The following is a 23,869-nucleotide window of genomic DNA, read 5'->3' on the forward strand; positions in this document are numbered from 1 at the left end:
GATATGAAAGAATGAAGAAAGACGATGTGCTGGTAGACGAGAAGTTTAACAAACTGGTAGAATACAGCAGCCGTTCCGGTAAGATCGATATTCGGCTGTATGCGGATTATGATGTAAAGAGAGGGCTTCGTGATTCCGGTGGTAAGGGCGTCCTGACCGGTCTGACAGAGATTTCCGACGTCGTTTCCTTTGGCTATATTGACGGTGAGCGGGTACCCATCGACGGCGAACTGTATTTCCAGGGCGTGAATGTCCAGGATCTGATCCGCGGCGAGGCCAACCGCCGTTTCGCTTTTGAGGAGACGACCTATCTGCTGCTGTTCGGCAAGCTGCCCACGAGAGAGCAGCTTCGAGAGTTTATCGATCTAATTGGTATTTACCGGGAACTTCCGGAGACCTTCGTCCGTGACGTTGTCATGAAAGCCCCCAGCTCCAATATGATGAATACCCTGCAGAAATGTGTGCTGACCATGTATTCCTATGATCAGAACCCAGAGGATATCTCCATTCATAATATCCTGAAGCAGTCCCTGCAGCTGATTGCCCAGTTTCCGCTGTATTCCGTATATGGGTATCACGCGTATCGTCATTATCATCTGAATAAGAGCCTGATTATCCGGAATCCGAAGCCGGAGTTGTCCACAGCCGAGAATATCCTGCGTCTGCTCCGGAAGGACGGTCAGTATACGGAGCTGGAGGCAAAGGTACTGGATGTGGCCCTGGTGCTGCATGCGGAGCACGGCGGTGGTAATAACTCTACGTTTACGACGCACGTTGTGTCCTCCACCGGTACGGATACCTATTCCGCAGTAGCGGCGTCTCTCGGTTCCCTGAAGGGTCCGAAGCATGGTGGCGCGAACCTGAAGGTACAGGAGATGTTCAAGGATATCAAAGCCCACGTGACCAACTGGCGGGATGAGACCATGATTGAATCTTATCTGCAGAGAATTCTGAGGAAAGAAGCTTTTGACCGGGCCGGACTGATTTACGGAATGGGACACGCGGTTTATACGATGTCCGATCCCCGTGCGGTCATCCTGAAGGAATATGCAAGAAAACTTTCCGAAGAAAAGGGACTGGAGGAGGAATTCAACCTCTATGAGCGCGTGGAGCGCATCGCGGGCGAGTGCCTGATGTCCGGCCGCAGACTCTTAAAGCCTGTCTGTGCCAACGTGGATTTCTACAGCGGATTTGTATACAGCATGCTGGGCCTGCCGGAGGAGCTGTTCACTCCGATTTTCGCCATTTCCCGTATCTCTGGCTGGAGTGCCCACCGTATCGAGGAGATCGTGAACGCAGGCAAGATCATCCGTCCGGCTTACAAGTATGTGGGCCATCATGTGCCTTATCTCGATCTGGACGACCGCGCGCAGGCTTACGCGGAGGAAGAGGCTGCGACAGAGGAAGCAGAGAAGAAACAGGATACGAAGAAAAAACAGTAAATGAGATAAAAAGAGGGAACACGCAATTCACAGGATTGCGTGTTCCCTCTTTTTGCAGTGAAACGCGTCTCGCTTACGCGAGAACTACTAAAAACCAGAACGTTTGTACCCCCCCCCGATTTTTCCCTGATACTCACGTACCGCCTGGCGAATCAGATAAAGAATTTCTCCGTTGATAGAACGTCCCTCGTATTCCGCCAGCTCCTTCAGACCGGCGTGGGTCTCCTCGTCGATGCGAAGGCCGATGTGTTTATTTTTCTCCATGAGTCTCCTCCTTTAATAGTAGTTTTATTTATTATACAAAAATAATCTTAAATTGAGTGAAACATGTACTTGAATTAAGTACATAGTGTGCCTATAATGGAGATGGTTATTTGTGGAAGAGATAAACCGAATTTGTAAAATGGAGGAATGAAAAGTGAAAAGCAAATGGATGAAATGCTGTGCTGTCCTGATGGGCGTGTTGCTTGCCACAAGCCCACTGACAGCGCTGGCAGAAGAGACGCAGGAGCCGACTGCGACTGCGGTGGAGAGCAAAATGGGGGTTGGTGAAGCCGGGAATGAGCAGAAGCCTGTGGAAAATGTCGGGCTGAATGAGGAAGAGTATGAATATCCAACATTTACAGTGAGAGGAAAAAATTATACCCTCAATAGTGATACATGGGCAGAAGGCTCTGTGATAACTCTTTATATGTATAAAAGTGAATTCAAAAACTGCAATACACCGGAAGATTATGCAAGTATTCTGGAGCAATTTTTAGGATTTGTAAAAGAGAGAGCTGAAAGAGGAGATAATATTGAACATTATTGTCTGGAATGCAATCAGGGCGAAGATGTAATTGCGTCATTGAAAATTCCGGTTACAGACGCATCCTATAAGATAATAAAAGAATTGAGAGATATCTATCATATAGATTTCCAGCTGTTGGCTTGCGTAAAGAGAAGTGATGGTGATGATATGTGGACAGCAACAAGCAACATAACAGAACCGACAACGCTGGGGTTTGAAGTATATGATTGCCTTGAAAATACAAATATCTATTTCTATGGAAAGGGATATCAGATAAACATAGACGATGTACCATATACGCAGGGAGGAGATCCGATTCTCGTTTATGCAGAAAGCGGAAAACAGATAGCATCCGCCAAGGACGGTACAATGCGGTATTCTGTGGAAGGAAAATATGTCGATTTACCTATTGAAGTGAAAGACGCAGGTCTTTACTATGTTATGCCGGAAGCTTCTTTAAATGATACTTCCAAAGCAAATGTTGTTTTGAAATCGAATGGTGATACAGACAAAGTAGCTACGGTAATTTCCAGCGCTGTTGCAACAGCAGGAGATAAGGCGGACGTAAAGATAGAGATTGCTCAGAGTACCGATGAATCCGGAAAAGTAGTCAATCCCCAGATCGGAAAAGCAGTCTTCGAGCAGCTGAATAACAAAAAAGCCGCGGACGCAGCAGTGATATTTTCCTACGGTGATTTAAGCTACAAGTTCGCAGCAGCGGATATTACGAATCCGGGTGCGGTGGAGTCTATTACGCTCGGTGCGGATGAAGCTACGAGTGAGGTAAAAGCCAAGGTCGGCGATAACGTTGCCTACGCCATCGACTTCGCCCACAGCGGTAAGCTCCCCGGCAAGGCCACAGTTACCATCCCGGTAGACCTTGCAGACGGTCAGTACACCTGGTGCTATGTCAATGACGCGAACCAGCTGACCGAGGGCAAACTGGTTACTGTTAAAAATAAGACCGTAGAGGTACCGCTGGAGCACTGCTCCACCTATGCGCTGGTAGCAGGCGATGTGACCGGTACGACCAACGGAAATACAGATAATGGAAATAGCGGCAACACCAATAGCGGTAACACCAATAACGGCAATACCAATAATGGAAGCACGGACAGCAGTAACGACACCGGAAATACATCCTCCGGCAGCAGCTCCGGTTCCCATGGAAACAGCAAAATCACAAGAGTAGATGATAACAGTCCGGCCGTGAACTCCGTAAAAGAAGTGACCGGAACAGAAGTACTGTCCCATACCACCTACTGGGCATTGTCTGATTATTACAGAGATCTTCTGGTAAAACAGATTGACAAAGCCAAAGCGCCGGGAGAGGTTCTGTGGTTCTACGATATCACCGTGGATGAAGTTACATTCCCGCTGACCTTCACTGTCAATGTGAAAGGACTGAACGGCAGAAAAGACACTGTGGTACACTTCCTGGACGACGAGACCCCGGAGTACATTACCCCGACTGTCAAGGGCGATCAGGTAACCTTCACCCTGAATTCCCTGTCACCGGTAGCCATCGTAGCAGACGGCACAAAGGCAGCCGCCCTGACCAGTCCCAAAACCGGCGACAGCACCGACTTTACGGCGCCTCTGGCACTGCTCCTTCTCGCAGCAGCAGGCCTTACCGGCTGTGCAGTCTATAGCCGCAGAAAGAAGCAGGCATAACAAAAATATTTAGAAATTATACAGTGAGGAGCCGCCCATGTATATCGTGGACGGCTCTTTCTATGTAAAAAATGAAAATAGTTTCGGGTTCTGCAGATTGACAGAAATCCCAGAGTCTGTTAAAATACAGACAACAGCAATTATTTACCAAATCGGCTGTATTTCGACAGGCCGATTTCTACAAAAGATAAAATCTACAGGCTTCAGATCGAAGCCAAAGTATCCAAAGATGAAAAAGCGGAGCGAATGCGCTTTTATTGTTGTAATCAAAACTATAATATGCGGGATTTTTTTGCGCAGGGAGAAGAAAGTGGAGATCGAGCAGGCTTATAATTATAGGAAAGTTATGTTTGAAATACAAAATTTCCTAATTGCGGAAGAGATGGAAACTTATGTGGCGGAAGTGGTTCGGAAAGCAGACATCAAAGCACAGTATGATACAACCTGTAAATTATTACTTTCAGAAGCAGAGATTCTGGCATGGATTTTGAAGTGCTGTATTCCAGAATACAGGGAATTAGGTACCAGAGAAATCGCAGAAAGGTATATCTGTGGACAGGCTCAGATGGGGAAAGTACCAGTGCATCCCAATGAAATAGTTAAGGCAGGAGTTGAAGATAATACACTTTACGAAGGAAAAGTAACTTACGATGTGAAATGTGATGCGTTGTTGCCAGAGACGGAGGGAGCGATCGGAATTATCATTGATTTAGAAGGGCAGAATAAAATGAATTTGAAATATCCACTTTTAAAAAGAGAGATTTATTATGGATGTCGTTTAATTTCCGCTCAATATGGAACAGAATTTATACATTCGAATTACGGAAACATTAAACATGTATACAGTATCTGGATTTGCATGAATCCGCCGAAATATCGCCAGAATACGATAAACCGATACGAAATCACAGAAAAATGTGAAGTGGGGGATGTTCAAGAAAAAGAAAAGAATTATAATCTGCTGACGGCGATTACCATTTGTCTTGGAGAACCGGAAGATAAAGTTTTAGCAGAACAAAGTGAATTAGGAAAGAAACTGCTGCGGTTATTGGATGTATTATTCTTTGGGAAAATGAATGTAAAGGAAAAACAGAAGATACTGGAACAAGAGTATGGAATACCAATGACAGAAGAATTAAAAGAGGAGGTAATGGACATGTGTAATTTTAGTGACGGAATTGAAGAAAGAGGATTAAAGAGAGGCAGACAGGAAGCAATTTTACAGAGCATTCGAAATGCGATGAAGAATTTAGGGATACCTGCGGAAGAAGCCATGCAAATTCTGGGAGTGCCGCAAAAAGAAAATGAAAAATATTTAAAAATTCTGTCTGGAAAGATGTGGCGCGTTTAAAACTGATGTGTCGGACAGAAAATAGATTTTGTGGAGAAATTGAGAAAAATAAGGGTAATTTCTTACTGGAAAAGGTGGAAATCTTAAGAAAATGTAAAGAAAGGATTGCGGAACTCTGCTCTGATGTGCTAAAATAGCAAAATCACTGCCTTTCCGGTACTGGCGGGAGATACAGGCCGGAAAGAGAAGAAAAGGAGAGTAATTATGAGTGATAACAAGTTTAAGCCTTATATTCCGGCTGAGAAGTCTCTTCCGGAGTTTACGGCGACCTCGGTCATCCTCGGTGTTCTGCTGGCTGTTCTGTTCGGCGGCGCAAACGCATACCTGGGACTTCGAGTTGGTATGACTGTTTCCGCATCTATCCCGGCAGCGGTTATTTCCATGGGTGTCATCCGTGTCATCCTGAAGAAGGATTCTGTTCTTGAAAACAATATGGTACAGACCATCGGTTCTGCCGGTGAGTCTGTAGCGGCAGGCGCTATCTTCACCATGCCGGCCCTGTTCCTGTGGGCCAGCGAGTGGGGGACCAGCGCGCCGTCTCTGCCTGAGATCGCGATTATCGCTGCGATTGGCGGCTGCCTGGGCGTACTGTTCATGGTTCCGCTGCGTAAGGCCCTGATCGTGCAGGAGCACGGTACACTGCCGTATCCGGAAGGACAGGCCTGCGCCGAGGTTCTTCTGGCAGGCGAGGAAGGCGGAGACAAGGCCGGTATCGTATTTAAGGGTCTGGGTCTCGCGGCTCTGTACAAATTTGTAGCAGATGGACTGAAGCTGTTCCCCAGCGAGGTTCATTATGAGATTCCGGCTTATAAAGGATCCGGTTTCGGTATCGATGTACTTCCGGCGCTGCTTGGCGTAGGTTATATCTGCGGCACCAAGATTTCCTCCTACCTGTTCGCAGGTGGTGTACTGGGCTGGTTCGTACTGATGCCGCTGATCGTTCTGTTCGGTCAGAATGTAACCCTGTTCCCGGCAGAGGTAAGCGTTGCTGAGCTGTACGCAGCGGGCGGTTCCTTTGCTATCTGGAGCAACTATATCAAGTATATCGGCGCAGGTGCCGTAGCAGCAGGCGGTGTGATCAGCCTGATCAAGTCCCTGCCGCTGATCGTTCGCACTTTCCGCGACGCTATGAAGGGCTATGGCAAGGGCAATACCGGCAGCGACCTGCGTACCGATAAGGACCTTTCCATGAAGTTCATCGTTATCGGTATCGTAGCGCTTGCCCTGATTATCTGGCTGGTACCGATTGTACCGGTAAATCTGTTCAGCGCGTTCCTGATCGTCATCTTCGGTTTCTTCTTTGCAACCGTATCCTCCCGTATGGTAGGTCTGATCGGAAGCAGCAACAACCCGGTATCTGGTATGACCATTGCTACCCTGCTTATAACAGCTATGATTCTGAAGGCTATCGGCCAGGTTGGACAGGCTGGTATGACAGCAGCCATTGCGATTGGCTCCGTAATCTGTATCACAGCAGCGATTGCAGGCGATACTTCTCAGGACCTGAAGACCGGATACATCGTAGGAGCGACACCCTGGCGTCAGCAGATTGGTGAGCTGATTGGTGTTATCGCGTCTGCCATTGCCATCGGCGGTATTCTGTACCTGCTGAACGCGGCATGGGGCTACGGTTCCACAGAGCTTCCGGCTCCGCAGGCAACTCTGATGAAGATGATCGTTGAAGGCGTTATGGGCGGCAACCTGCCCTGGAATCTGGTATTCGCAGGTGCGTTCATCGGTATCGTGGTTGAGGTTCTTGGCATTCCGGTACTTCCCTTCGCGGTAGGTCTGTATCTGCCGATTCACCTGAGCACCCCGATGATGATCGGTGGTCTGGTTCGTCTCTTCCTTGAGAAGCGTAAGAACATGGACGAGAAGGCAAAGAAGGACATGATCGACAACGGCGTGCTGTACTGCTCCGGTCTGATCGCAGGCGAGGGTCTGATTGGTATTCTGCTGGCAGTTTTTGCTATCATTCCGATGGCAGACGGCTCCCTGGGTGAGTTCCTGGGTACCATTGTATCCGGTACTCCGATCAACAGCAACATTGGCGGTCTGGTATTCTTTGCGCTGCTGACTGCGACCCTGTTCAAGGTTACCATTGGTAGAAAGAAGAAATAAATGAAGAAAAAGAAAAATTATCTGGATTATGTGCCGGTCTGCGCGCCGGGCTACAACTGGAAGCTGAATGAAAAGAAGCAGGTGGAGATAGAAGTACAGAATAAGGGCTTCTATAACCGGCTGGCACAGAAGCTTTTCAAGCGGCCCAAAGTAAGCTATATCAGCCTGGACGAGTACGGCAGCTTTGTATGGCAGCAGATGGATGGACAGCGGACCATCTATGATATCAGCTTTCTGGTAAAAGAACGCTATGGGGAAAAGGCGGAACCGCTTCTTCCGCGTCTTACAAGGTTTTTCCAGATTCTGTATCAGAATCACTATATTGGATACAGTACTCCGCTGGATAAAAAGAAATGAAATAAGAGATCATAAAATCTTAAGAATTGGCAGCGGCCCTTCCTCCCGGAGGGCTGTTGCCTTTTTCTTTGGGAACGGGTACAATAAGAACTAACAAAAGGCGAAGGGACAGGACGGATGACAGGCTTTTTCAGGGAAATGGTAAAATGCATCGCAGTCAGCATTCTGGCGGTTCTTATGGCGCTTCTGGTAGGCGGAGCGCTATGGGCGGCGGAAGGCTTTCCTTTGCCTGGAAAAAGCGCGGAAGCCGTGGCTGAGGCCGGGCAGGATTCCCCGGAAAATACGGATGGGGAGAACGAAGGGAAGCTGTCGGTGGAGGTGCCGACGGTCACGGTGGTGCAGCCGAAGGTGCAGGATAACGGCGTGGGAGAAAATACACCGGAGAGCGATGTGCCGGATACTTCCATTGATTCGGAAACAGAATCAGCGAAGCCGGATGCGCAGGAGCCGAAGGAGGATGTTACTCTTTTGTTTGCAGGCGATCTGTTCCTGACGGATATCTTACAGGAAAAATACGACCGGAACGGCATTTCTGCCGCAGCTGCCCCGGAATTATTGGATGTGACCCGCGGCGCGGACATTTTCATGCTGAACCAGGAATTCCCCTTCGGCACCACAGGCGAGGCTGTGGAAGATAAGGAATATACCTTCCGGGTGGATCCGAAATACGTATCGGTACTGCCGGAGCTGGGCGCGGACATCGTGACTCTGGCTAATAATCATATGTTGGATTTTGGAAGAGAACCGCTTAGGGAGACTTTGTCTGCATTGGATGGCGCAGGGATTCTCCATGTGGGGGCCGGACTGAACCTGGAGGAGGCCAGCTCCCTGAAAACCATCGAGGCAGGAGGGTGGACCATCGGCTTTCTCGGGGCCACCCGGGTGATTCCGGATCATTCCTGGACTGCGTCTCGGAGCAATTCCGGTCTCTTTACCACCTACGATCCGACGAAGCTTCTGGAGGAGATTCAGGCTGCGAAGGAGACCTGCGATTATGTGGTAGTCTATGTCCATTGGGGCGTTGAGCGCAACACAGAGCCGGAGGATTATCAGAAAACCCTGGCCCGCCAGTACATTGACGCCGGAGCCGACGCGGTCATCGGCGCCCATCCCCATGTGCTGCAGGGCATCGAGTATTATCATGGAAAGCCCATATTCTACAGCCTGGGTAATTTCATTTTTGCGAACCGGGCTTACGAGACCATGATGGCGGAGCTGACTCTGACCGACAGCGGCGTGGATGTCCGGGTGATTCCATGCGTCAGCACGGCCAATCAGATGGGGCTGATGAACAGCGGCGAACGGGCTGGCTTTTATGACAGGCTGCAGGGGCTGTGCTTTGGCGGGATAGCGATAGATGAAGGGGGGAGGGTACCAGAGTAGAAGAGAACATGCTGACAGGGCTTTGGATAAGGAAAAGTGAAAGCTCTGACAGTCAGGAAAAGAGCGGTTCTTTTTGGTATGTTAGAAGTGAATGAATTATCAGAAAAATATAAAAAATATACGCAATATAAAGAATTTAATTTTTTTGGAAAAAACACTTGCATTTCCCCTTGTCTTATTATATACTAAACAAGTCGCAAGCGAGCGGCGCAAAAGAATAAGAAAATGGTCGATTGGTCAAGCGGTTAAGACGTCGCCCTCTCACGGCGAAAACAGGGGTTCGATTCCCCTATCGACTGCTGAAAAGCTTCTGGTTATCCAGGAGCTTTTTGTTTTATCGTACTGTGGAGAAATGGAAGAAACTGGCATGGATTAACAATATTTGATGCTTGACAAGAAAACGGAAAATATGTAATATACCTAACGGAGTGAGTGTCGGCTAACAGAAATGTTGGGCCGGTGAAAAGGAAAACAGGTGTAAATCCTGTGCGGTGCCGCCGCTGTAAGCGCGAAGTTTCAGGGCCGTTTTCCTTCACTGTCCGTAAGGTACAGGAAACGGTACGGGACGGGAAGAAGGAAGACAAAAAAGGCCAGCGTAAGTCAGAAGACCTGCTTATTCTGCTTTTGCTGTCACGGTCCATGACATTTGCGAAAGATAAAGGGCGCAGTGCGTCTGGATGCCGAATACGGGTGCATCATCTGATCAAAAGTGATTGGGTGGTGCTTTTTTTATGGACGAATCATTTTATACAACAGAGGAGAAAGAACATGAAGAAGAGAGTAGTAAGCGTATTGTTAAGTACCTGCCTTGTGGCTGGTATGCTGGCAGGCTGTGGTTCCAAGACTGCGGATACCACAACCACCACTGCGGAGGAGACTAAAGAGGATGCAGAAAGTACCGACGCAGCTGATGAGACGGTCGATGCAGACAGCGATTATGAGCCGGTCAGCATTACCCTGAACCTGGAGCGTTCCGGACTGGGCGAGAACGTAGAGTACACCATCACCAAAATGCCCTCCGCTGTGGTAGCTTCCGGCGACCAGATGGCAGACTTTTTCTTTGATCTGGGACTGCAGGACCAGATGGTAGGTTATACCAAGGGCTTCTGCTGGAGCACAGCTTCCGATTATCCGGCCCGGGATGAGGTTCCTCAGCTGATGAATCCGGGCGAGGGCCTGACCAACCTGTCCAAAGAAGAATTGCTGGCAACCGGCTGTGATTTTCTGATGGGATGGGATTCCACATTCTCAGATAAAAACTTCAACAAGGATTTCTGCGAGGAAAACGGTATCACGATGTACTTCCCGTATGTATGCACAGACAGTGCAACCTTCGAGGATCTCTATAAGGATTATGAAACTCTGGGAAATATCTTCAAGGTGCAGGAACTGGCAGCCGAGAAGGTACAGGCTATGAAAGATACTCTTCAGGAGGTACAGGATGCTCTGGGCGACGAGGCTTATGAGAATCCGGTAAAAGTATTTGCTTACGATTCCGGAGAGGATGTACCGTTTACCGCTTGCCAGGGTATGCCGGGCGACATCATCAAGAAGGCCGGCGGTATCTCCATCTTCGATGATATCGAAGCAGGCTGGGCAAAGCCCTCCTGGGAGGAAGTAGTAGAGCGTGATCCGGACGTGATTCTGATTCTGGAGTATACCGGAGACGATGTGGCTGAGAAGCGGGAGTTCCTGGAGACCAATGAATTCACCAAGGATCTGCGCGCCGTAAAGGAAGGCAGAATTTACTCCGTATGCTGCAGCGATATGCAGGGAAGCGCAGGAAGCGCCAATGCAGTGAAGACCATTGCAGAGCAGCTGTATCCGGACAAATTCTAACAGGGGGAAAGACAGGGGAGTGAAAGCTCCCCGTTTTTCTTGCTCATTCTATTTGTGTTCTCGAAGGAGGAATCTATGAAAGGAACAGTAAAATCGGGCAAAGGCCGCTTCCTTGTGACGCTGCTGCTGGTATTGCTGCTGATTGCCACGGTATTGACCATATCGGTAACCATCGGCGCAGTGAACGTCTCAGCAGGCGATATTGGAAAAATTCTGGTAAATAAAATCTTTGGGAAGGATATCTTTCGAATTGCCTGGGAGGGCAAGACGGAAAATATCATCTGGAATATCCGGTTTCCCCGCGTGCTGATGGCCTTTATCGTAGGCGCGGGACTGGCGCTGTGCGGCGTCCTGATGCAGGCGCTGACGAAAAATCCCCTGGCGGATCCCTATGTACTTGGCATCTCTTCCGGCGCTTCCGCCGGAGCAGTCTGTGCCATCTTGCTTGGCTGGTTCAGCTTCATGGGCGGGTATTCCGTTATCTTTGGCGCTACCATGGGAGCGGCTGTCTCCATTTGTCTGTCTTTAAGTATCGCCTCCATACATGGCCGGATTACCTCGACGCAGCTGGTGCTGGCGGGTATCGCGACTTCGGCCCTGTTCTCAGCCTTTACCAATCTGATGGTATACGGAATCAATACGGGATCGGATAAGACGAAGATGGCGCTCTATTGGATGGTAGGATCTTTAAGCGGAGCGACCTGGAGCAAGCTGAGATATGTGGTGGTGGTTGGCGTTGTGGTAATCGTGGTCATTTTCCTGTTCGCGAAGGAGCTGGACGTATTGCTTCTGGGCGACGATGTGGCGGAGACGCTGGGCGTGGATACGCGGAAAATGAAGTTGGTTATCATCGCGGCTTCCACGATTCTGACTGGCGTTGTGGTATCGGTCAGCGGCGTGATCGGCTTTGTGGGACTGGTTGTACCCCATATTATGCGAAGCTTTGTGGGATCCGGACACAGACGGCTGATCCCCATGGCAATTCTGGGAGGCGGTCTTTTTACAATGCTTACCGATCTGATTTCACGCACCATCATTGCTCCGTCTGAATTGCCCATCGGCGTGGTGGCGGCCTTTTTCGGCGCGCCCTTCTTCCTGTATCTGATTCGTCGGGGCAATATGGGAAAAAAGTAGAGGAGGCAGAGTATGAGTTTACAGGTAAAAAATCTGGATTATCAGATAGACGGAAAAAGCATTCTGGAACAAATCTGCCTGGAAGTGCAGGATGGCGAGTTTGTGGGCCTGGTTGGTCCAAATGGCTGCGGCAAATCTACGCTTCTCAAAAATATCTACCGGACCTACAAGCCGGGCCGGGGTACCGTTTTTCTGAATGAAAAGGATGTGCTGGATTTTTCCTTCAAAAAAATGGCCGGGGAAATGGCAGTCATGGCCCAGGAAAATCATGTGGAGTTTGATTTTGAGGTGCGGGATATGGTCATGTTCGGCCGGTACGCCAAGAAAAAATTCCTGCAGGGGGATTCGGCGGAGGACAAGAAGCTCTGTGAAAAATGCCTGAAGGAAGTGGGACTGTCCGGCTACGAGCACCGCTCCTACTTAAGCCTCTCCGGCGGCGAGAAGCAGCGTGTGCTGCTGGCCCGGGTGCTGATGCAGGAGAGTGCCTTTATTGTGCTGGATGAGCCCACGAACCATCTGGATGTGAGCTATCAGTATCAGATTATGGATATTTTAAAGGGGCAGGACGTGACGGTATTTTCGTCCATTCATGACCTGAATCTGGCGGCCCTGTACTGCGATCGGATTATTTTCATGTATCAGGGGAAGATTGTGGATTACGGTACGCCGGAAGAGGTGCTCACAAAAGAAAATATCCGGGAGTACTTTGGCATCGAGGCGCAGATTACCACAAATACGGCCACGGGAAAACGGCAGATCTATTATCTGCCGGGCTGGATAAAAAGCGGAAAAAGGGCTTGACAAAACCAGTTTCCCCTGCCTATAATAAACGCAGATTTACACATAAACCAAAAGGCTTTGACGGGAACAAGTAGAAGTCGGAGGGAGCGGACAGAAAGCAGCCGGGCGATGAGAGGCGCGCGTATCTCCTGATTTTGAATACATCCCCGAGCTTCGCACCGAACCCATTTCCGGAAGCAGTTTTCCGGGGCAGGAAGTAGGCTGTGACGGAATCCCGCACCCGTTAGCGTGCTAGAGTGTCGATAGCTGGCACTTGAAGAGGTAAGCAGCGCGAGCTGTTTATGAAAAAAGGTGGTAACACGAGCGTAGCCCTCGTCCTTTTACGGGACGGGGGTTTCTTTTGCACGTAAGCAATGAGCTGTGCGTTTGAGTCTACAGGAACATTTTTCATGCTTGCATGGGAAATGTGGATGGAGACTCGAACATAGGGCGAAGCCCGTGAGCCCTGGCTTTGAAAAAAGCCAGGGCCTGCACAGTGGAGTAACTTTAAGATTAGGAGGAAGAGAACAATGGCAGAAAACATTTATGACGTACTCATGGAGCGCGGCTTCATCGAGCAGTGTACCCATCCGGAGGAGGTAAGAGAGCTCCTCGGCAAGGAAAAAGTAACCTTTTACATCGGCTTTGACGCCACTGCAGACAGCCTGACCGCAGGACATTTCCTGACCATCATGGCTATGATGCATATGCAGCGGGCAGGACATCGTCCCATCGCCCTTTTAGGCGGCGGAACTACCATGGTGGGAGACCCCTCCGGTAAGTCCGATATGCGTAAGATTATGACAAAGGAAACCATCCAGCACAATGCAGAATGTTTCAAGAATCAGCTGTCCCGTTTCATCAACTTTGACAACGACAACGCGATTCTGGCCAATAACGCGGACTGGCTGCTGGATCTGAATTATGTGGATTTCCTGCGCGAGGTAGGAGCTCATTTCTCTGTAAACCGGATGCTGAACGCGGAGTGCTACAAGCAGAGAATGGAAAAGGGACTGACCTTCTTTGAGTTTAACTACATGATCATGCAGTCCTACGATTTCCTGAAGCTGAACCAGATGTACGGCTGCCAGATGGAGCTGGGCGGCAATGACCAGTGGTCCAATATCATCGGCGGCGTAGAGCTGATCCGCAGAAAAGAGAATAAGCCGGCATACGGTCTGACCTTCAAGCTTCTGACCACCAGCGAGGGCATCAAGATGGGCAAGACCATGAAGGGCGCCGTGTGGCTTGATCCGGAGAAAACCTCTCCCTACGAGTTTTACCAGTACTGGAGAAACATCGAAGATGTGAAGGTAGAGGAGTGTCTGGGACTTCTGACCTTCCTGCCCATGGACGAGGTTCGTCGCCTGGGAACTCTGGAGGGCGCGGAAATCAATCACGCAAAAGAGGTTCTGGCATACGAGATCACTAAGATTGTACACGGCGAGGAAGAAGCTAAGAAGGCGCAGGAGGCTGCAAGAGCCCTGTTCGCCAACGGCGGCAAGACCGACGATATGCCCACCACAACCTATGCGAAGGCCGACCTGGACGAGGGCAAGGATATCCTGACTCTTCTGGTGGAGACAAAGCTGGCTCCCACCCGTTCCGAGGCGAGACGTCTGGTACAGCAGGGCGGCGTGACGGTCAATGATGTAAAGGTAACAGATGTGTACCAGAAATTTACCACCAATGATATGGACGCCGACGGAGCGCTGGTGCTTCGCAAGGGCAAGAAGGCATACCACAAGGTAAAGGCTGATTAATATGGAAGAAAGACAGTATCTTTCCCGCGTCCGCGCCTTTCTGGAGGAAAAGGGCTGGGAATATGAATATACGGAGGAGGACGGGCTTGGCAGCATTGACTTCTCCTACCGCGGCGTTCCCTATCACATTTGGGAGTTTGAGGAAAACAGAGAGCGCGGCGCAGAGACCAACCTCTACCACGGCGGCCGCCAGGAGGAGGTTCTGGGGGATTATGAGGCAGAGCTGATTCGGGAAATGAAGCAGTGGTAATTGACAAACCCTATTCCAGAATTTATAATAAAAAAGATTTTAGAATAGAGAGAGCCTGTGTAACGAGATATGGGCTTAGGAGGGAACAAATGAAACAGTATGGCGTAAATGAACTTCGAAGAATGTTCTTGGAATTTTTTGAGAGCAAGGGACATCTGGCAATGAAGAGCTTTTCTCTTGTACCTCATAACGATAACAGTCTTCTGCTGATTAACTCTGGTATGGCTCCGCTGAAGCCATATTTCACCGGCGCGGAGATTCCGCCCCGCCGCAGAGTGACCACCTGTCAGAAATGTATCCGTACAGGCGATATTGAAAATGTAGGAAAGACCGCCCGTCACGGCACCTTCTTTGAGATGCTGGGCAACTTCTCCTTCGGCGATTACTTCAAGGACGAAGCGATTCACTGGACCTGGGAGTTCCTGACCGAGGTGGTGGGACTGGACAAGGATCGTCTGTATCCGTCCGTTTACCTGGAGGACGACGAGGCGTTCAACATCTGGAATAAGGAAATCGGGATTCCGGCAGAGCGGATCTTCCGCTTCGGCAAGGAGGATAACTTCTGGGAGCACGGCGCAGGCCCCTGCGGTCCCTGTTCCGAAGTATATTATGACAGAGGCGAGAAGTATGGCTGCGGCAAGCCGGGCTGTACCGTAGGCTGCGACTGCGACCGCTACATGGAGATCTGGAACAACGTATTTACCCAGTTTGACAACGACGGCCACAACAACTATACCGAGCTGAAGCAGAAGAACATTGATACCGGTATGGGTCTGGAGCGTCTGGCAAGCGTGGTGCAGGACGTGGATTCCATCTTTGACGTGGACACCGTAAGAGCGCTCCGGGACAAGGTTTGCGAGCTGGCTCACACCGAATACAAGAAGGACGAACAGAAGGACGTATCGATCCGTCTGATTACCGACCATATCCGTTCCGCCACCTTCATGATTTCCGACGGCATCATGCCCACCAATGAGGGCCGTGGCTATGTACTGCGCCGTCTGATCCGCCGGGCAGCGCGTCACGGACGTCTCCTTGGCATCGAGGGTAAGTTCCTGGCCAAGCTTAGCGAGACCGTCATCGAGGGCTCCAAGGACGGCTATCCGGAGCTGGACGAGAAGAGAGAGTTTATCTTCAAGGTTCTCGACCAGGAGGAAGAGAAATTCAATAAGACCATCGACCAGGGCTTAAGCATTCTGGCAGAGATGGAAGCAGAGATGGAAGCAAAGGGCGAGAAGGTGCTTTCCGGTGAGAATACCTTCAAGCTGTATGATACCTATGGCTTCCCGGTAGACCTGACCAAGGAGATCCTGGAGGAAAAGGGACTTTCCGTAGACGAGAAGGGCTTCCAGGCAGCCATGGAGGAGCAGCGTGTCAAGGCAAGAGAGGCCCGCGCAGTGACCAACTACATGGGCGCAGACGCTACCGTGTACGATCAGATCGATCCGAAGGTGACTTCTGCCTTTGTAGGCTATGACAGCCTGACCGCAGAGTCCGAGATTACCGTACTGACCACCGACAGCGAGCTGACCGAGGCGCTGACCGACGGCCAGAGCGGAACCATTTTCGTAAAGGAGACCCCGTTCTACGCTACCATGGGCGGTCAGCAGGGTGATACCGGCGTGATCCGTTCCGGGAACGGCGAGTTCGAGGTACAGGATACCATCAAGCTCCGCGGCGGCAAGATTGGCCATGTGGGACGTGTGACCAAGGGTATGTTCAAGGTATCCGATAAGGTAACCCTGGAGGTGGCAGCGAAGAAGCACGCAGACACCTGCAAGAACCATAGCGCGACCCATCTGCTGCAGAAGGCGCTGAAGACGGTGCTGGGCAGCCATGTAGAGCAGAAGGGCTCTCTGGTTACACCGGATCGTCTCCGCTTTGACTTCTCTCATTTTGAGGCTATGACACCGGAGGAGATCGAGAAGGTAGAGGCGCTGGTAAATCAGGAAATCCAGGCAGCGCTTCCGGTTGTGACGGACGTTATGGATATCGAGGAAGCGAAGAAGACCGGAGCGATGGCTTTGTTCGGCGAGAAGTACGAAGAGAAGGTACGCGTGGTATCTATGGGTGACTTCTCCAAGGAGCTTTGCGGCGGTACCCATGTGGCGAACACCTCTCAGATCATGGTATTCAAGATTGTATCCGAGGCAGGTATCGCGGCAGGCGTGCGCCGTATTGAGGCGCTGACTGGAGACGGCGTATTTGCTTATTATAAGAATGTGGAGGAGCAGCTTCAGGAGGCAGCTAAGACAGCCAAGACTACTCCGGCAAACTTAAATGAAAAGATTGAGCATCTGCTGGCAGAGATCAAAGAGCTGCACAGCGAGAACGAGGCTCTGAAGAGCAAAGCGGCGAAGGATGCCCTGGGCGACGTGATGGATCAGGTGAAAGACATAAACGGCGTCAAGGTACTGGCAGCCAAGCTGGAGGGCGTAGATATGAACGGTCTCCGGGATCTGGGCGATCAGCTGAAGGAAAAGCTGGGTGAGGGCGTGGTCGTACTGGCCAGCGCCACAGACGGCAAGGTCAGCCTGATGGCTACCGCAACCGACGGCGCGCAGAAGAAGGGCGCTCACGCAGGCAACCTGATTAAGGCTATCGCAGGTCTTGTAGGCGGTGGCGGCGGCGGACGTCCCGGCATGGCACAGGCCGGCGGCAAGAATCCGGCTGGCATCGACGAGGCCATTGCAAAGGCAGCTGAGGTGGCAGCCGAGCAGATGAAATAAAAACTACACAGATGTATATCAGAGAACCGGCAGGGGCGAAAGCAAACTGCCGGTTCTTTTTTTGGCCTGCCCCTACATATATTGTCCTAAAGAGGTGAGAGGACATGCACAACCAAATCGAAGAACTCGAAAAAATCCTGGCCTTGCCAGTAAGAGAAACCATAAAAAAGGCACATCTACAGCTCGAAGCCCTCCAGGAAATCCGCCTGGGTATCGCCCGCCCCCTGACCCTCTGGTACCGGGGCCGCGAACTCTTCCTGACCGAAGAAGGCCGCGAAACCCTGGAAAGCCATCGAGCGAAAAAAATAACCGAACAGGAAGTCCGCGAAACTCTGGAATTCGCCGGCAAATACTCCCTGTACGCCTACGAAGACGAACTCCGCCAGGGGTATCTGACCCTGCCCGGCGGTCACCGCCTGGGCATCGCCGGAAAAGTAATCCTGGAAAACGGCACAGTCAAAACCATCCGCTACGTCACCAGCCTGAACCTCCGCGTCACTCACGAAATCAAAGGCTGCGCCGACAGGATCCTCCCCTGGCTCTATGGCCCGGAGGGACTGTATCATACCTTACTGATTTCCCCGCCCCGCTGCGGCAAAACCACCCTGCTCCGGGACCTGATCCGCCAGATATCAGATGGCGGAATCGGATACCGGGGCATGCGCGCAGGCGTGGTGGACGAACGCAGCGAGCTTGGCGGCTGTAGCTTGGGCGTCCATGGCTGCGACCTGGGAAAGCGCACCGATATCCTGGACGGCTGTCCCAAGGCAGAGGGTATGATGATGCTGGTGCGCTCCATGTCCCCGGAAGTCATCGCTGTGGACGAGATAGGCTGCAGGGCCGACATGGAAGCCATGGAAAATGCCATTTACTGCGGCTGCCGTATTCTGGCCACGGTTCACGGAAGCAGCCTCAGCGATATTCAGCAAAAACCATTATTTTCCAATCTGATGCAGAAGGAAATCTTCGACCGCTACATCATTCTGGATGCCAGACGGGGCCCCGGAACCGTGCGGGAAATCCGTGACAGAAAGGGGAAGATACTGTGCTCAAACTGGCAGGAGCCTGTCTGATCCTGTGCTCCGCGGCAGGTATCGGCGCAAGCTACAGCGGCGATTTGAAACGGCGGGTCCGGGAGCTGCGCGTTATAAAGCAAATGATGTATATGCTGCAGGGAGAGATTCGCTACGCCCATCTGCCCTTGCCGGAGGCCTTTACCCACGTATCCGTGCGTCTGCCCGCGCCCTTCGGTCTCTTCCTGTCCGGGATCGCCGACGAGCTTAAAAAAGCAGATGGCCGGACCTTAAGCGAGATCTGGAAGGCAGAAGAGCAGAAGTATATCAAAAAGCTGCATCTGACGCGGACAGACCTGGAGCAGCTGGAGACTTTGGGCGAGGTGCTGGGCTATCTGGACACGGAAATGCAGCTGGCGGCCATCCGCCTCTATCTGGAGCAGCTGGAGCAGAGCCTTGCGGAGGCACAGGAGCAGATGGGCAGCCGCCAACGGCTGTACCAGAGCCTTGGGATCGCGGGCGGCGTCTTTCTGGTCATCCTGTTACTTTGACGGAGAACGGAGGAACTATGAGTGTAAACCTCATCTTTAAAATCGCGGCAGTGGGGATTCTGGTATCCGTCATCTGCCAGGTGTTGAAGCACAGTGGCCGGGAGGAGCAGGCCTTTCTCACCAGCCTGGCGGGCCTGGTGCTGGTACTGTTCTGGATTTTGCCCTACATCTTTGAACTGTTTGACACCATGAAACAGCTATTTGCGCTTTAGATTTCAGTGAGAGGGGGAAATGGGATGATTCAGGCAGTGATGATTGGAATCACCGGAGTCTTTCTGGCTTTATTTTTAAAGCAGACCAAACCGGAATACGCGGTCTGCATCAGTGTCGGCACGGGGCTTCTGCTGCTTTTGCTGGCGGCAGGCCGCCTGAGCCTGGTGGTAGAAAATATCCGTCTGATCCAGGATGCCATTTCCGTCCAGAGTGCCTACATCCAGGTGCTGCTGAAAATCATTGGCATCACCTACATCTCGGAATTCGCTGCCGACATCTGCCGGGACGCGGGCTGCTCTGCGGTGGCCGGACAGATAGGCGTCTTCGCCAAACTGTCGATTCTGGCGGTCAGCATGCCCATCGTGAGCGCACTGCTTCAGACCGTGCAGAACTTTCTGGGAGGGTGACCATGGACGCGTTTGCAGTGGAACAGCTGGATTTCTCCGAGCTTCAGGCCGCCATGGATGAGATCCTGAATCAGAGCTTTTCCTTTCAGGACACCGTGCTGGCCTTGCTGTCCGGGGAGCAGCCCTTTACGATGGAGAGCTTTCTAAGGATGGCCCTTAGTGAGGCGGGCAGGAGCTTCGCCCAGGAAAAACAGATTTTTATCTCAATACTGGTGCTGGGCATTGCGGCGGCGTTGCTTACAAATTTCACCAATCTGTTTAAAAATGACCAGATAGGAGAAATCAGCTTTGAAATGACCTATCTGTTACTGTTTTTGCTGCTGCTTCAGATTTTTACCGGGGCGGCGGAGCTGGCCGGACAGGTGCTGTCTTCGGTTCAGAGCTTCATGAAAGCTTTGCTTCCGGCCTGGTGTCTGGCTGTGACCCTGTCGGCGGGCAGCACGACGGCGCTGGTATTCTATCAGTTTATGCTCGGCCTTATTTACCTGTTGGATACGCTCATCGGGGAGGTGCTGCTGCCTGTGCTGAACCTGTACATGATGCTGGTGTTCGTCAATCATCTGACGAAGGAGGAGTACCTGTCCCAGATGACCGAGCTTACGGGAAAAGGCGTGGGCTGGCTTCTGAAAACCCTGCTGGCGGCGGTGGTGGGTTTTAACGCGATTCAGGGCATGATTACTCCTGCCCTGGATGCGCTGAAGAACACGGCCTTCACCCGGGCGCTCCGAGTACTGCCAGGCATCGGAAATGTGGCAGGCGGAGTCACCGATCTGCTGCTGGGCTCCGCTGTCCTTTTGAAAAACGGTGTGGGCGCGGCTGCTGTGCTGGTTCTGGCTCTGATTTGTCTGGGCCCCCTGGTGAAGCTGGGCGTCCTGTTCCTGCTCTTAAAGGGAACTGCAGCCCTGATTCAGCCGGTCTGCGACAAGCGCTTCGTAGGCTGCGTGGCCGGGGCAGGCGAGGGCGTAAGGCTCTTATTTCAGGCAGTTTTTACGGTGACGGTGCTCTTTGTGCTGACTATTGTGGTGGTAACTGTATCGGTGCGGCTGTAGGGAGGCATGGAGAAGCAGTTATGAAGGCATTTTTATATGGCTGGATCCGCGATATCGCGTTTTACACGATTCTGATGACGGTGGTGCTCCATCTGCTGCCGGAGGAGAGCCAGAAAAAATATGTCCGTTTTTTTATGGGAATTGTGCTGATGCTGGTGGTGCTTTCGCCCCTTTTGTCGGCGGCGGGTCTGTCCGATACCCTGGACGGGATTTACGCGGAGCAGACCTGCGACGCGGAGCTTCAGGACTTTGTGCGGCGGCAGGAGGAGCTGGAACAGGCCTACGAGCGGGAGATCGAACAGAGGGAACAGGAGCTGACCGGAGACGGTATGGAAAATCCCGCAGACGGAGAGGAGGAGCCGGATGGAATCCCAGACATCAAAGTGGAAATCGGACTGGATGAGTAAGCTTAAGAAACCAAAAAAGGAACAGCTGGTGGTGCTCCTGCTCTTTGGCGTGCTGTTGGTGGTGATTGCGATCCCGACTACGCCGGGAAAGACGACAGCGGGCGGGGAGAGTGAAACCATTTCCGGGGTGGAGGCGGCAACAGACGATATAGAAGCGGCCGGGCTGAGCTACGAAGAGCAGTTAGAAAAGCGTCTGTCCGCCATTCTAAGCCGGGTGGCGGGCGCAGGCCGGGTGGAGGTCATGGTGACCCTGGAATCCCGGGGGGAGCGGATCGTGGAAAAGGATACGCCGGAGAGCCGCAAAAACGTGGAGGAGACGGACGCAAACGGCGGCAGCCGCACCACTGACGAGCAGGATTGGGGCGAGGAGACGGTCTATTATGAGGACGGAAACGGCGGCAAAAGCCCCTATGTAGTTAAGGAGCTGGAGCCGAATATCGAGGGCATTTTGGTACTGGCCGAGGGCGGCGGCAGCGCCGTGGTGAAGCAGGAGCTTCTGGAGGCCGTGCAGGCATTATTTCCCATCGCGGCGCATAAAGTAAAAATAATGAAGTTGGAGGGTGCAAAGTGAAAAACATATTTAAAAAGAACCAGATGATCATCACCGCACTGGCTATCATGATCGCAGTGGCCGGATACTTGAACTATTCCGGCAGCAAGCTGGACAGCGCGAAGGTGCAGACCGGAGGCGACGCGGCCACGGAGGAGGCCTCCGCCGCAGAGGATATCTCCGCGGAGGATCTCTACGCCCAGACTGGCCTGGAGGAGCTGCAGTTCGAGGACGGCGATATTGCAAGCCTTGACTCTGATGGGGAAGAGACGGCGGAAGTGGAGGATGGGGAAGAACCCGGCGAGGCCGTGCTGGCCAGTTCTTCCGCAGGTACCGGTTTTGCGGCGGAGGCAAAGCTCACAAGAGAGCAGCTCCGCTCCAGAAATAAAGAGACCCTTCTGGAGGTCATCAACAACACCAATATCTCCGAGACCCAGAAGCAGGAGGCGGTGGACAGCATGGTAGAGCTGACGGACATCGCCGAGAAGGAAGCGGCGGCAGAAATTCTGCTGGCGGCCAAGGGCTTTGAAGACGTGGTGGTCAGTATCACCGACGGCCAGGCCGATGTGGTGGTCAATATGGAAAATGTGGACGATGCGGGACGGGCCCAGATCGAGGACATCGTGAAGCGGAAAACCGGGATCTCCGGAGAAAATATCGTGATTACACCGGCGGCGCAGACCGAGTAAGCGGTTGACGAATGAATGATTTTTCTGTATGATAGAAAAGACTATCGGAACTTGGGAAACTCGAAAAACGAGTTTCCCAAGTTTTCGCGGCAGTTGCCAAGTTTTCGCGCAAGCATGGACTCTGGCTCGTTGACCGTGAAATTCATCGCGTTGCGGCGGAGAGGTAGTGGGCCGTTTTTAAGCGGCCCGCCGCAGGCGGAGAATCCTGCAAAGCAGGATTCTTTCATAAGAAAAGAGGAGAATACATGGCAGGTTCATGCTTTGGAAAGCATTTTTCTGTCTCCACCTGGGGAGAATCCCATGGAAAAGGACTCGGGGTCGTCATCGACGGCTGCCCGGCGGGACTTCCTTTATGTGAAGCAGACATTCAGCGATATCTGGACCGGAGAAAGCCGGGCCAGTCTCAGTATACCACCAGCAGAAAGGAAGGGGATCAGGCGGAGATCCTGTCCGGCGTCTTCGAGGGGAAGACTACCGGAACCCCCATTTCCATTCTGGTGGCCAATACGTCTCAGCGCTCGCAGGATTACAGCGAGATCGCTTCTTACTATCGTCCGGGACATGCGGATTATACCTTTGATATGAAATATGGCTTCCGGGATTACCGGGGCGGCGGCCGCTCCTCCGGACGGGAAACCATCGGCCGCGTGGCGGCAGGCGCGGTGGCGGTAAAAATACTGGAAGAAATTGGAATTCAAATTTGCGCCTATACCCATTCCATCGGCCCGGTGGAGATTACACCGGAGCGCTTTGACGCGGCGGAGATTCCAAACAATGCCTTTTATATGCCGGACGCCAAGGCTGCTGCGGAGGCTGCGGTCTATACCAGGCAGTGCATGGAAGAGCAGGATTCCGTGGGCGGCGTCATCGAGTGTGTGGTGACCGGTATGCCTGCAGGCGTGGGCGAGCCCTGCTTTGACAAGCTGGACGCGAACCTGGCGAAGGCGGTTCTGTCCATCGGAGCCGTGAAGGGCTTTGAGATGGGCGACGGCTTTCAGGCGGCCCGGGCGCGGGGGACTGAGAACAATGACGCCTTTGTGAACCATGGAAATGGCGTGGAGAAGGAGACCAACCATGCAGGCGGCGTCCTTGGCGGTATCAGCGACGGAAGCCCCATCATTTTCCGGGCGGCAGTGAAGCCGACGCCTTCGGTGGCGGCGACCCAGCATACCGTCAATAAGAAGGGTGAAAATATCGAGATCAGCATCCACGGCCGTCACGATCCGGTGATTGTGCCCCGGGCCGTGGTGGTAGTAGAGGCCATGACAGCCCTGACCCTGGTGGACGCGCTTTTTGAAGGCATGAGCGCAAGGATGGATCAGGTACGAAAGGTTTGGGGACGATAAGATGAGACAAAATTTTCATGAATCTGTGAAC

At 52.0% G+C, this 23,869-nt stretch carries 22 protein-coding genes, 1 tRNA gene and 1 riboswitch; of the genes, 22 read left to right on the top strand and 1 reads right to left on the bottom strand.

The features are described 5' to 3' along the window. The first annotated feature begins 11 nt into the window (after positions 1–11). A complete protein-coding gene (locus OCV63_RS03980) occupies positions 12–1,442 on the top strand; it encodes a citrate/2-methylcitrate synthase (protein ID WP_158362169.1) in 1,431 nt (476 codons plus the stop codon). A gap of 87 nt (positions 1,443–1,529) precedes the next feature. Here the strand turns inward: OCV63_RS03980 and OCV63_RS03985 are convergent, their stop codons facing one another. Next, entirely contained in the window at positions 1,530–1,706 is a 177-nt protein-coding gene (locus OCV63_RS03985; protein ID WP_158362171.1) for a type II toxin-antitoxin system antitoxin, read from the bottom strand. 154 nt (positions 1,707–1,860) lie between these two features. Here OCV63_RS03985 and OCV63_RS03990 point away from each other — a divergent pair, with 154 nt between their 5' ends. From OCV63_RS03990 to aroC, 21 genes are all read left to right on the top strand, one after another. Continuing rightward, on the top strand, positions 1,861–3,906 hold the full coding sequence (locus OCV63_RS03990; protein WP_158362173.1) for a hypothetical protein: 2,046 nt from the start codon (positions 1,861–1,863) through the stop codon (positions 3,904–3,906). A 37-nt stretch (positions 3,907–3,943) separates the two neighbouring features. Further along, positions 3,944–5,257 carry a hypothetical protein gene (locus tag OCV63_RS03995; protein WP_158362174.1) on the top strand — a complete coding sequence of 438 codons (1,314 nt, stop codon included), beginning with the start codon at positions 3,944–3,946 and terminating at the stop codon, positions 5,255–5,257. Positions 5,258–5,458: 201 nt separating this feature from the next. Next, entirely contained in the window at positions 5,459–7,378 is a 1,920-nt protein-coding gene (locus OCV63_RS04000) for an OPT family oligopeptide transporter (RefSeq protein ID WP_334308304.1), read from the top strand. Continuing rightward, positions 7,379–7,735, top strand: coding sequence for a PqqD family protein (locus OCV63_RS04005; protein ID WP_158362178.1), 357 nt, complete (start codon positions 7,379–7,381; stop codon positions 7,733–7,735). A gap of 117 nt (positions 7,736–7,852) precedes the next feature. Beyond that, the gene (locus OCV63_RS04010) at positions 7,853–9,118 is read left to right on the top strand and encodes a CapA family protein (RefSeq protein ID WP_158362180.1); all 1,266 of its coding nucleotides are present in this window, start codon (positions 7,853–7,855) and stop codon (positions 9,116–9,118) included. 227 nt (positions 9,119–9,345) lie between these two features. Continuing rightward, positions 9,346–9,417, top strand: a tRNA-Glu gene (locus tag OCV63_RS04015). Between the two features lie 114 nt (positions 9,418–9,531). Then, a riboswitch (cobalamin riboswitch) is annotated at positions 9,532–9,749 on the top strand. Positions 9,750–9,886: 137 nt separating this feature from the next. After that, complete coding sequence (locus OCV63_RS04020; RefSeq protein WP_158362182.1) at positions 9,887–10,957, top strand: ABC transporter substrate-binding protein; 1,071 nt, start codon at positions 9,887–9,889, stop codon at positions 10,955–10,957. Between the two features lie 75 nt (positions 10,958–11,032). Then, positions 11,033–12,091, top strand: coding sequence for a FecCD family ABC transporter permease (locus OCV63_RS04025; protein WP_158362184.1), 1,059 nt, complete (start codon positions 11,033–11,035; stop codon positions 12,089–12,091). A gap of 12 nt (positions 12,092–12,103) precedes the next feature. Beyond that, entirely contained in the window at positions 12,104–12,892 is a 789-nt protein-coding gene (locus OCV63_RS04030) for an ABC transporter ATP-binding protein (protein WP_158362186.1), read from the top strand. 509 nt (positions 12,893–13,401) lie between these two features. After that, entirely contained in the window at positions 13,402–14,634 is a 1,233-nt protein-coding gene (gene tyrS, locus OCV63_RS04035; RefSeq protein WP_158362187.1) for a tyrosine--tRNA ligase, read from the top strand. 1 nt (position 14,635) lies between these two features. Then, on the top strand, positions 14,636–14,884 hold the full coding sequence (locus tag OCV63_RS04040) for a thioredoxin domain-containing protein (protein WP_158362189.1): 249 nt from the start codon (positions 14,636–14,638) through the stop codon (positions 14,882–14,884). An 89-nt stretch (positions 14,885–14,973) separates the two neighbouring features. After that, entirely contained in the window at positions 14,974–17,613 is a 2,640-nt protein-coding gene (gene alaS, locus OCV63_RS04045; protein WP_158362191.1) for an alanine--tRNA ligase, read from the top strand. A gap of 104 nt (positions 17,614–17,717) precedes the next feature. Continuing rightward, the gene (gene spoIIIAA, locus OCV63_RS04050) at positions 17,718–18,686 is read left to right on the top strand and encodes a stage III sporulation protein AA (protein WP_158362193.1); all 969 of its coding nucleotides are present in this window, start codon (positions 17,718–17,720) and stop codon (positions 18,684–18,686) included. Next, positions 18,659–19,177 (top strand): stage III sporulation protein AB, encoded by a 519-nt coding sequence (locus OCV63_RS04055; protein WP_158362195.1) that lies wholly within the window; start codon positions 18,659–18,661, stop codon positions 19,175–19,177. The genes spoIIIAA and OCV63_RS04055 overlap by 28 nt, the downstream gene beginning before the upstream one ends. Positions 19,178–19,194: 17 nt before the next feature. Continuing rightward, positions 19,195–19,389 carry a stage III sporulation protein AC gene (gene spoIIIAC / locus OCV63_RS04060; RefSeq protein ID WP_158362197.1) on the top strand — a complete coding sequence of 65 codons (195 nt, stop codon included), beginning with the start codon at positions 19,195–19,197 and terminating at the stop codon, positions 19,387–19,389. Positions 19,390–19,413: 24 nt separating this feature from the next. Next, the gene (locus OCV63_RS04065) at positions 19,414–19,797 is read left to right on the top strand and encodes a SpoIIIAC/SpoIIIAD family protein (protein ID WP_158362199.1); all 384 of its coding nucleotides are present in this window, start codon (positions 19,414–19,416) and stop codon (positions 19,795–19,797) included. A gap of 2 nt (positions 19,798–19,799) precedes the next feature. Then, a complete protein-coding gene (locus tag OCV63_RS04070) occupies positions 19,800–20,846 on the top strand; it encodes a stage III sporulation protein AE (protein WP_158362201.1) in 1,047 nt (348 codons plus the stop codon). A gap of 20 nt (positions 20,847–20,866) precedes the next feature. Then, complete coding sequence (locus OCV63_RS04075) at positions 20,867–21,253, top strand: stage III sporulation protein AF (protein WP_158362202.1); 387 nt, start codon at positions 20,867–20,869, stop codon at positions 21,251–21,253. After that, positions 21,246–21,824 (top strand): stage III sporulation protein AG, encoded by a 579-nt coding sequence (locus OCV63_RS04080; protein ID WP_262670634.1) that lies wholly within the window; start codon positions 21,246–21,248, stop codon positions 21,822–21,824. Before OCV63_RS04075 ends, OCV63_RS04080 begins: the two co-directional genes overlap by 8 nt. Further along, positions 21,821–22,492 (top strand): SpoIIIAH-like family protein, encoded by a 672-nt coding sequence (locus OCV63_RS04085; protein WP_158362206.1) that lies wholly within the window; start codon positions 21,821–21,823, stop codon positions 22,490–22,492. The genes OCV63_RS04080 and OCV63_RS04085 overlap by 4 nt, the downstream gene beginning before the upstream one ends. A 245-nt stretch (positions 22,493–22,737) precedes the next feature. Continuing rightward, the gene (aroC, locus tag OCV63_RS04090; RefSeq protein WP_158362208.1) at positions 22,738–23,838 is read left to right on the top strand and encodes a chorismate synthase; all 1,101 of its coding nucleotides are present in this window, start codon (positions 22,738–22,740) and stop codon (positions 23,836–23,838) included. Positions 23,839–23,869: the final 31 nt, after the last annotated feature.

Origin of the sequence: Laedolimicola ammoniilytica (assembly GCF_025567165.1) — a bacterium.
Classification (GTDB): domain Bacteria; phylum Bacillota; class Clostridia; order Lachnospirales; family Lachnospiraceae; genus Laedolimicola; species Laedolimicola ammoniilytica.

Excerpts from the sequence above, each read along its gene's own strand:
- OCV63_RS03980 (WP_158362169.1), top strand. The coding sequence starts at position 12 with ATGAAGAAAGACGATGTGCTGGTAGACGAGAAGTTTAACAAACTGGTA.
- OCV63_RS03985 (WP_158362171.1), bottom strand. The coding sequence starts at position 1,706 with ATGGAGAAAAATAAACACATCGGCCTTCGCATCGACGAGGAGACCCAC.
- OCV63_RS03995 (WP_158362174.1), top strand. The coding sequence starts at position 3,944 with ATGTATATCGTGGACGGCTCTTTCTATGTAAAAAATGAAAATAGTTTC.
- OCV63_RS04005 (WP_158362178.1), top strand. The coding sequence starts at position 7,379 with ATGAAGAAAAAGAAAAATTATCTGGATTATGTGCCGGTCTGCGCGCCG.
- OCV63_RS04010 (WP_158362180.1), top strand. The coding sequence starts at position 7,853 with ATGACAGGCTTTTTCAGGGAAATGGTAAAATGCATCGCAGTCAGCATT.
- OCV63_RS04020 (WP_158362182.1), top strand. The coding sequence starts at position 9,887 with ATGAAGAAGAGAGTAGTAAGCGTATTGTTAAGTACCTGCCTTGTGGCT.
- OCV63_RS04025 (WP_158362184.1), top strand. The coding sequence starts at position 11,033 with ATGAAAGGAACAGTAAAATCGGGCAAAGGCCGCTTCCTTGTGACGCTG.
- OCV63_RS04030 (WP_158362186.1), top strand. The coding sequence starts at position 12,104 with ATGAGTTTACAGGTAAAAAATCTGGATTATCAGATAGACGGAAAAAGC.
- tyrS (WP_158362187.1), top strand. The coding sequence starts at position 13,402 with ATGGCAGAAAACATTTATGACGTACTCATGGAGCGCGGCTTCATCGAG.
- OCV63_RS04040 (WP_158362189.1), top strand. The coding sequence starts at position 14,636 with ATGGAAGAAAGACAGTATCTTTCCCGCGTCCGCGCCTTTCTGGAGGAA.
- alaS (WP_158362191.1), top strand. The coding sequence starts at position 14,974 with ATGAAACAGTATGGCGTAAATGAACTTCGAAGAATGTTCTTGGAATTT.
- spoIIIAA (WP_158362193.1), top strand. The coding sequence starts at position 17,718 with ATGCACAACCAAATCGAAGAACTCGAAAAAATCCTGGCCTTGCCAGTA.
- spoIIIAC (WP_158362197.1), top strand. The coding sequence starts at position 19,195 with ATGAGTGTAAACCTCATCTTTAAAATCGCGGCAGTGGGGATTCTGGTA.
- OCV63_RS04065 (WP_158362199.1), top strand. The coding sequence starts at position 19,414 with ATGATTCAGGCAGTGATGATTGGAATCACCGGAGTCTTTCTGGCTTTA.
- OCV63_RS04070 (WP_158362201.1), top strand. The coding sequence starts at position 19,800 with ATGGACGCGTTTGCAGTGGAACAGCTGGATTTCTCCGAGCTTCAGGCC.
- OCV63_RS04075 (WP_158362202.1), top strand. The coding sequence starts at position 20,867 with ATGAAGGCATTTTTATATGGCTGGATCCGCGATATCGCGTTTTACACG.
- OCV63_RS04080 (WP_262670634.1), top strand. The coding sequence starts at position 21,246 with ATGAGTAAGCTTAAGAAACCAAAAAAGGAACAGCTGGTGGTGCTCCTG.
- aroC (WP_158362208.1), top strand. The coding sequence starts at position 22,738 with ATGGCAGGTTCATGCTTTGGAAAGCATTTTTCTGTCTCCACCTGGGGA.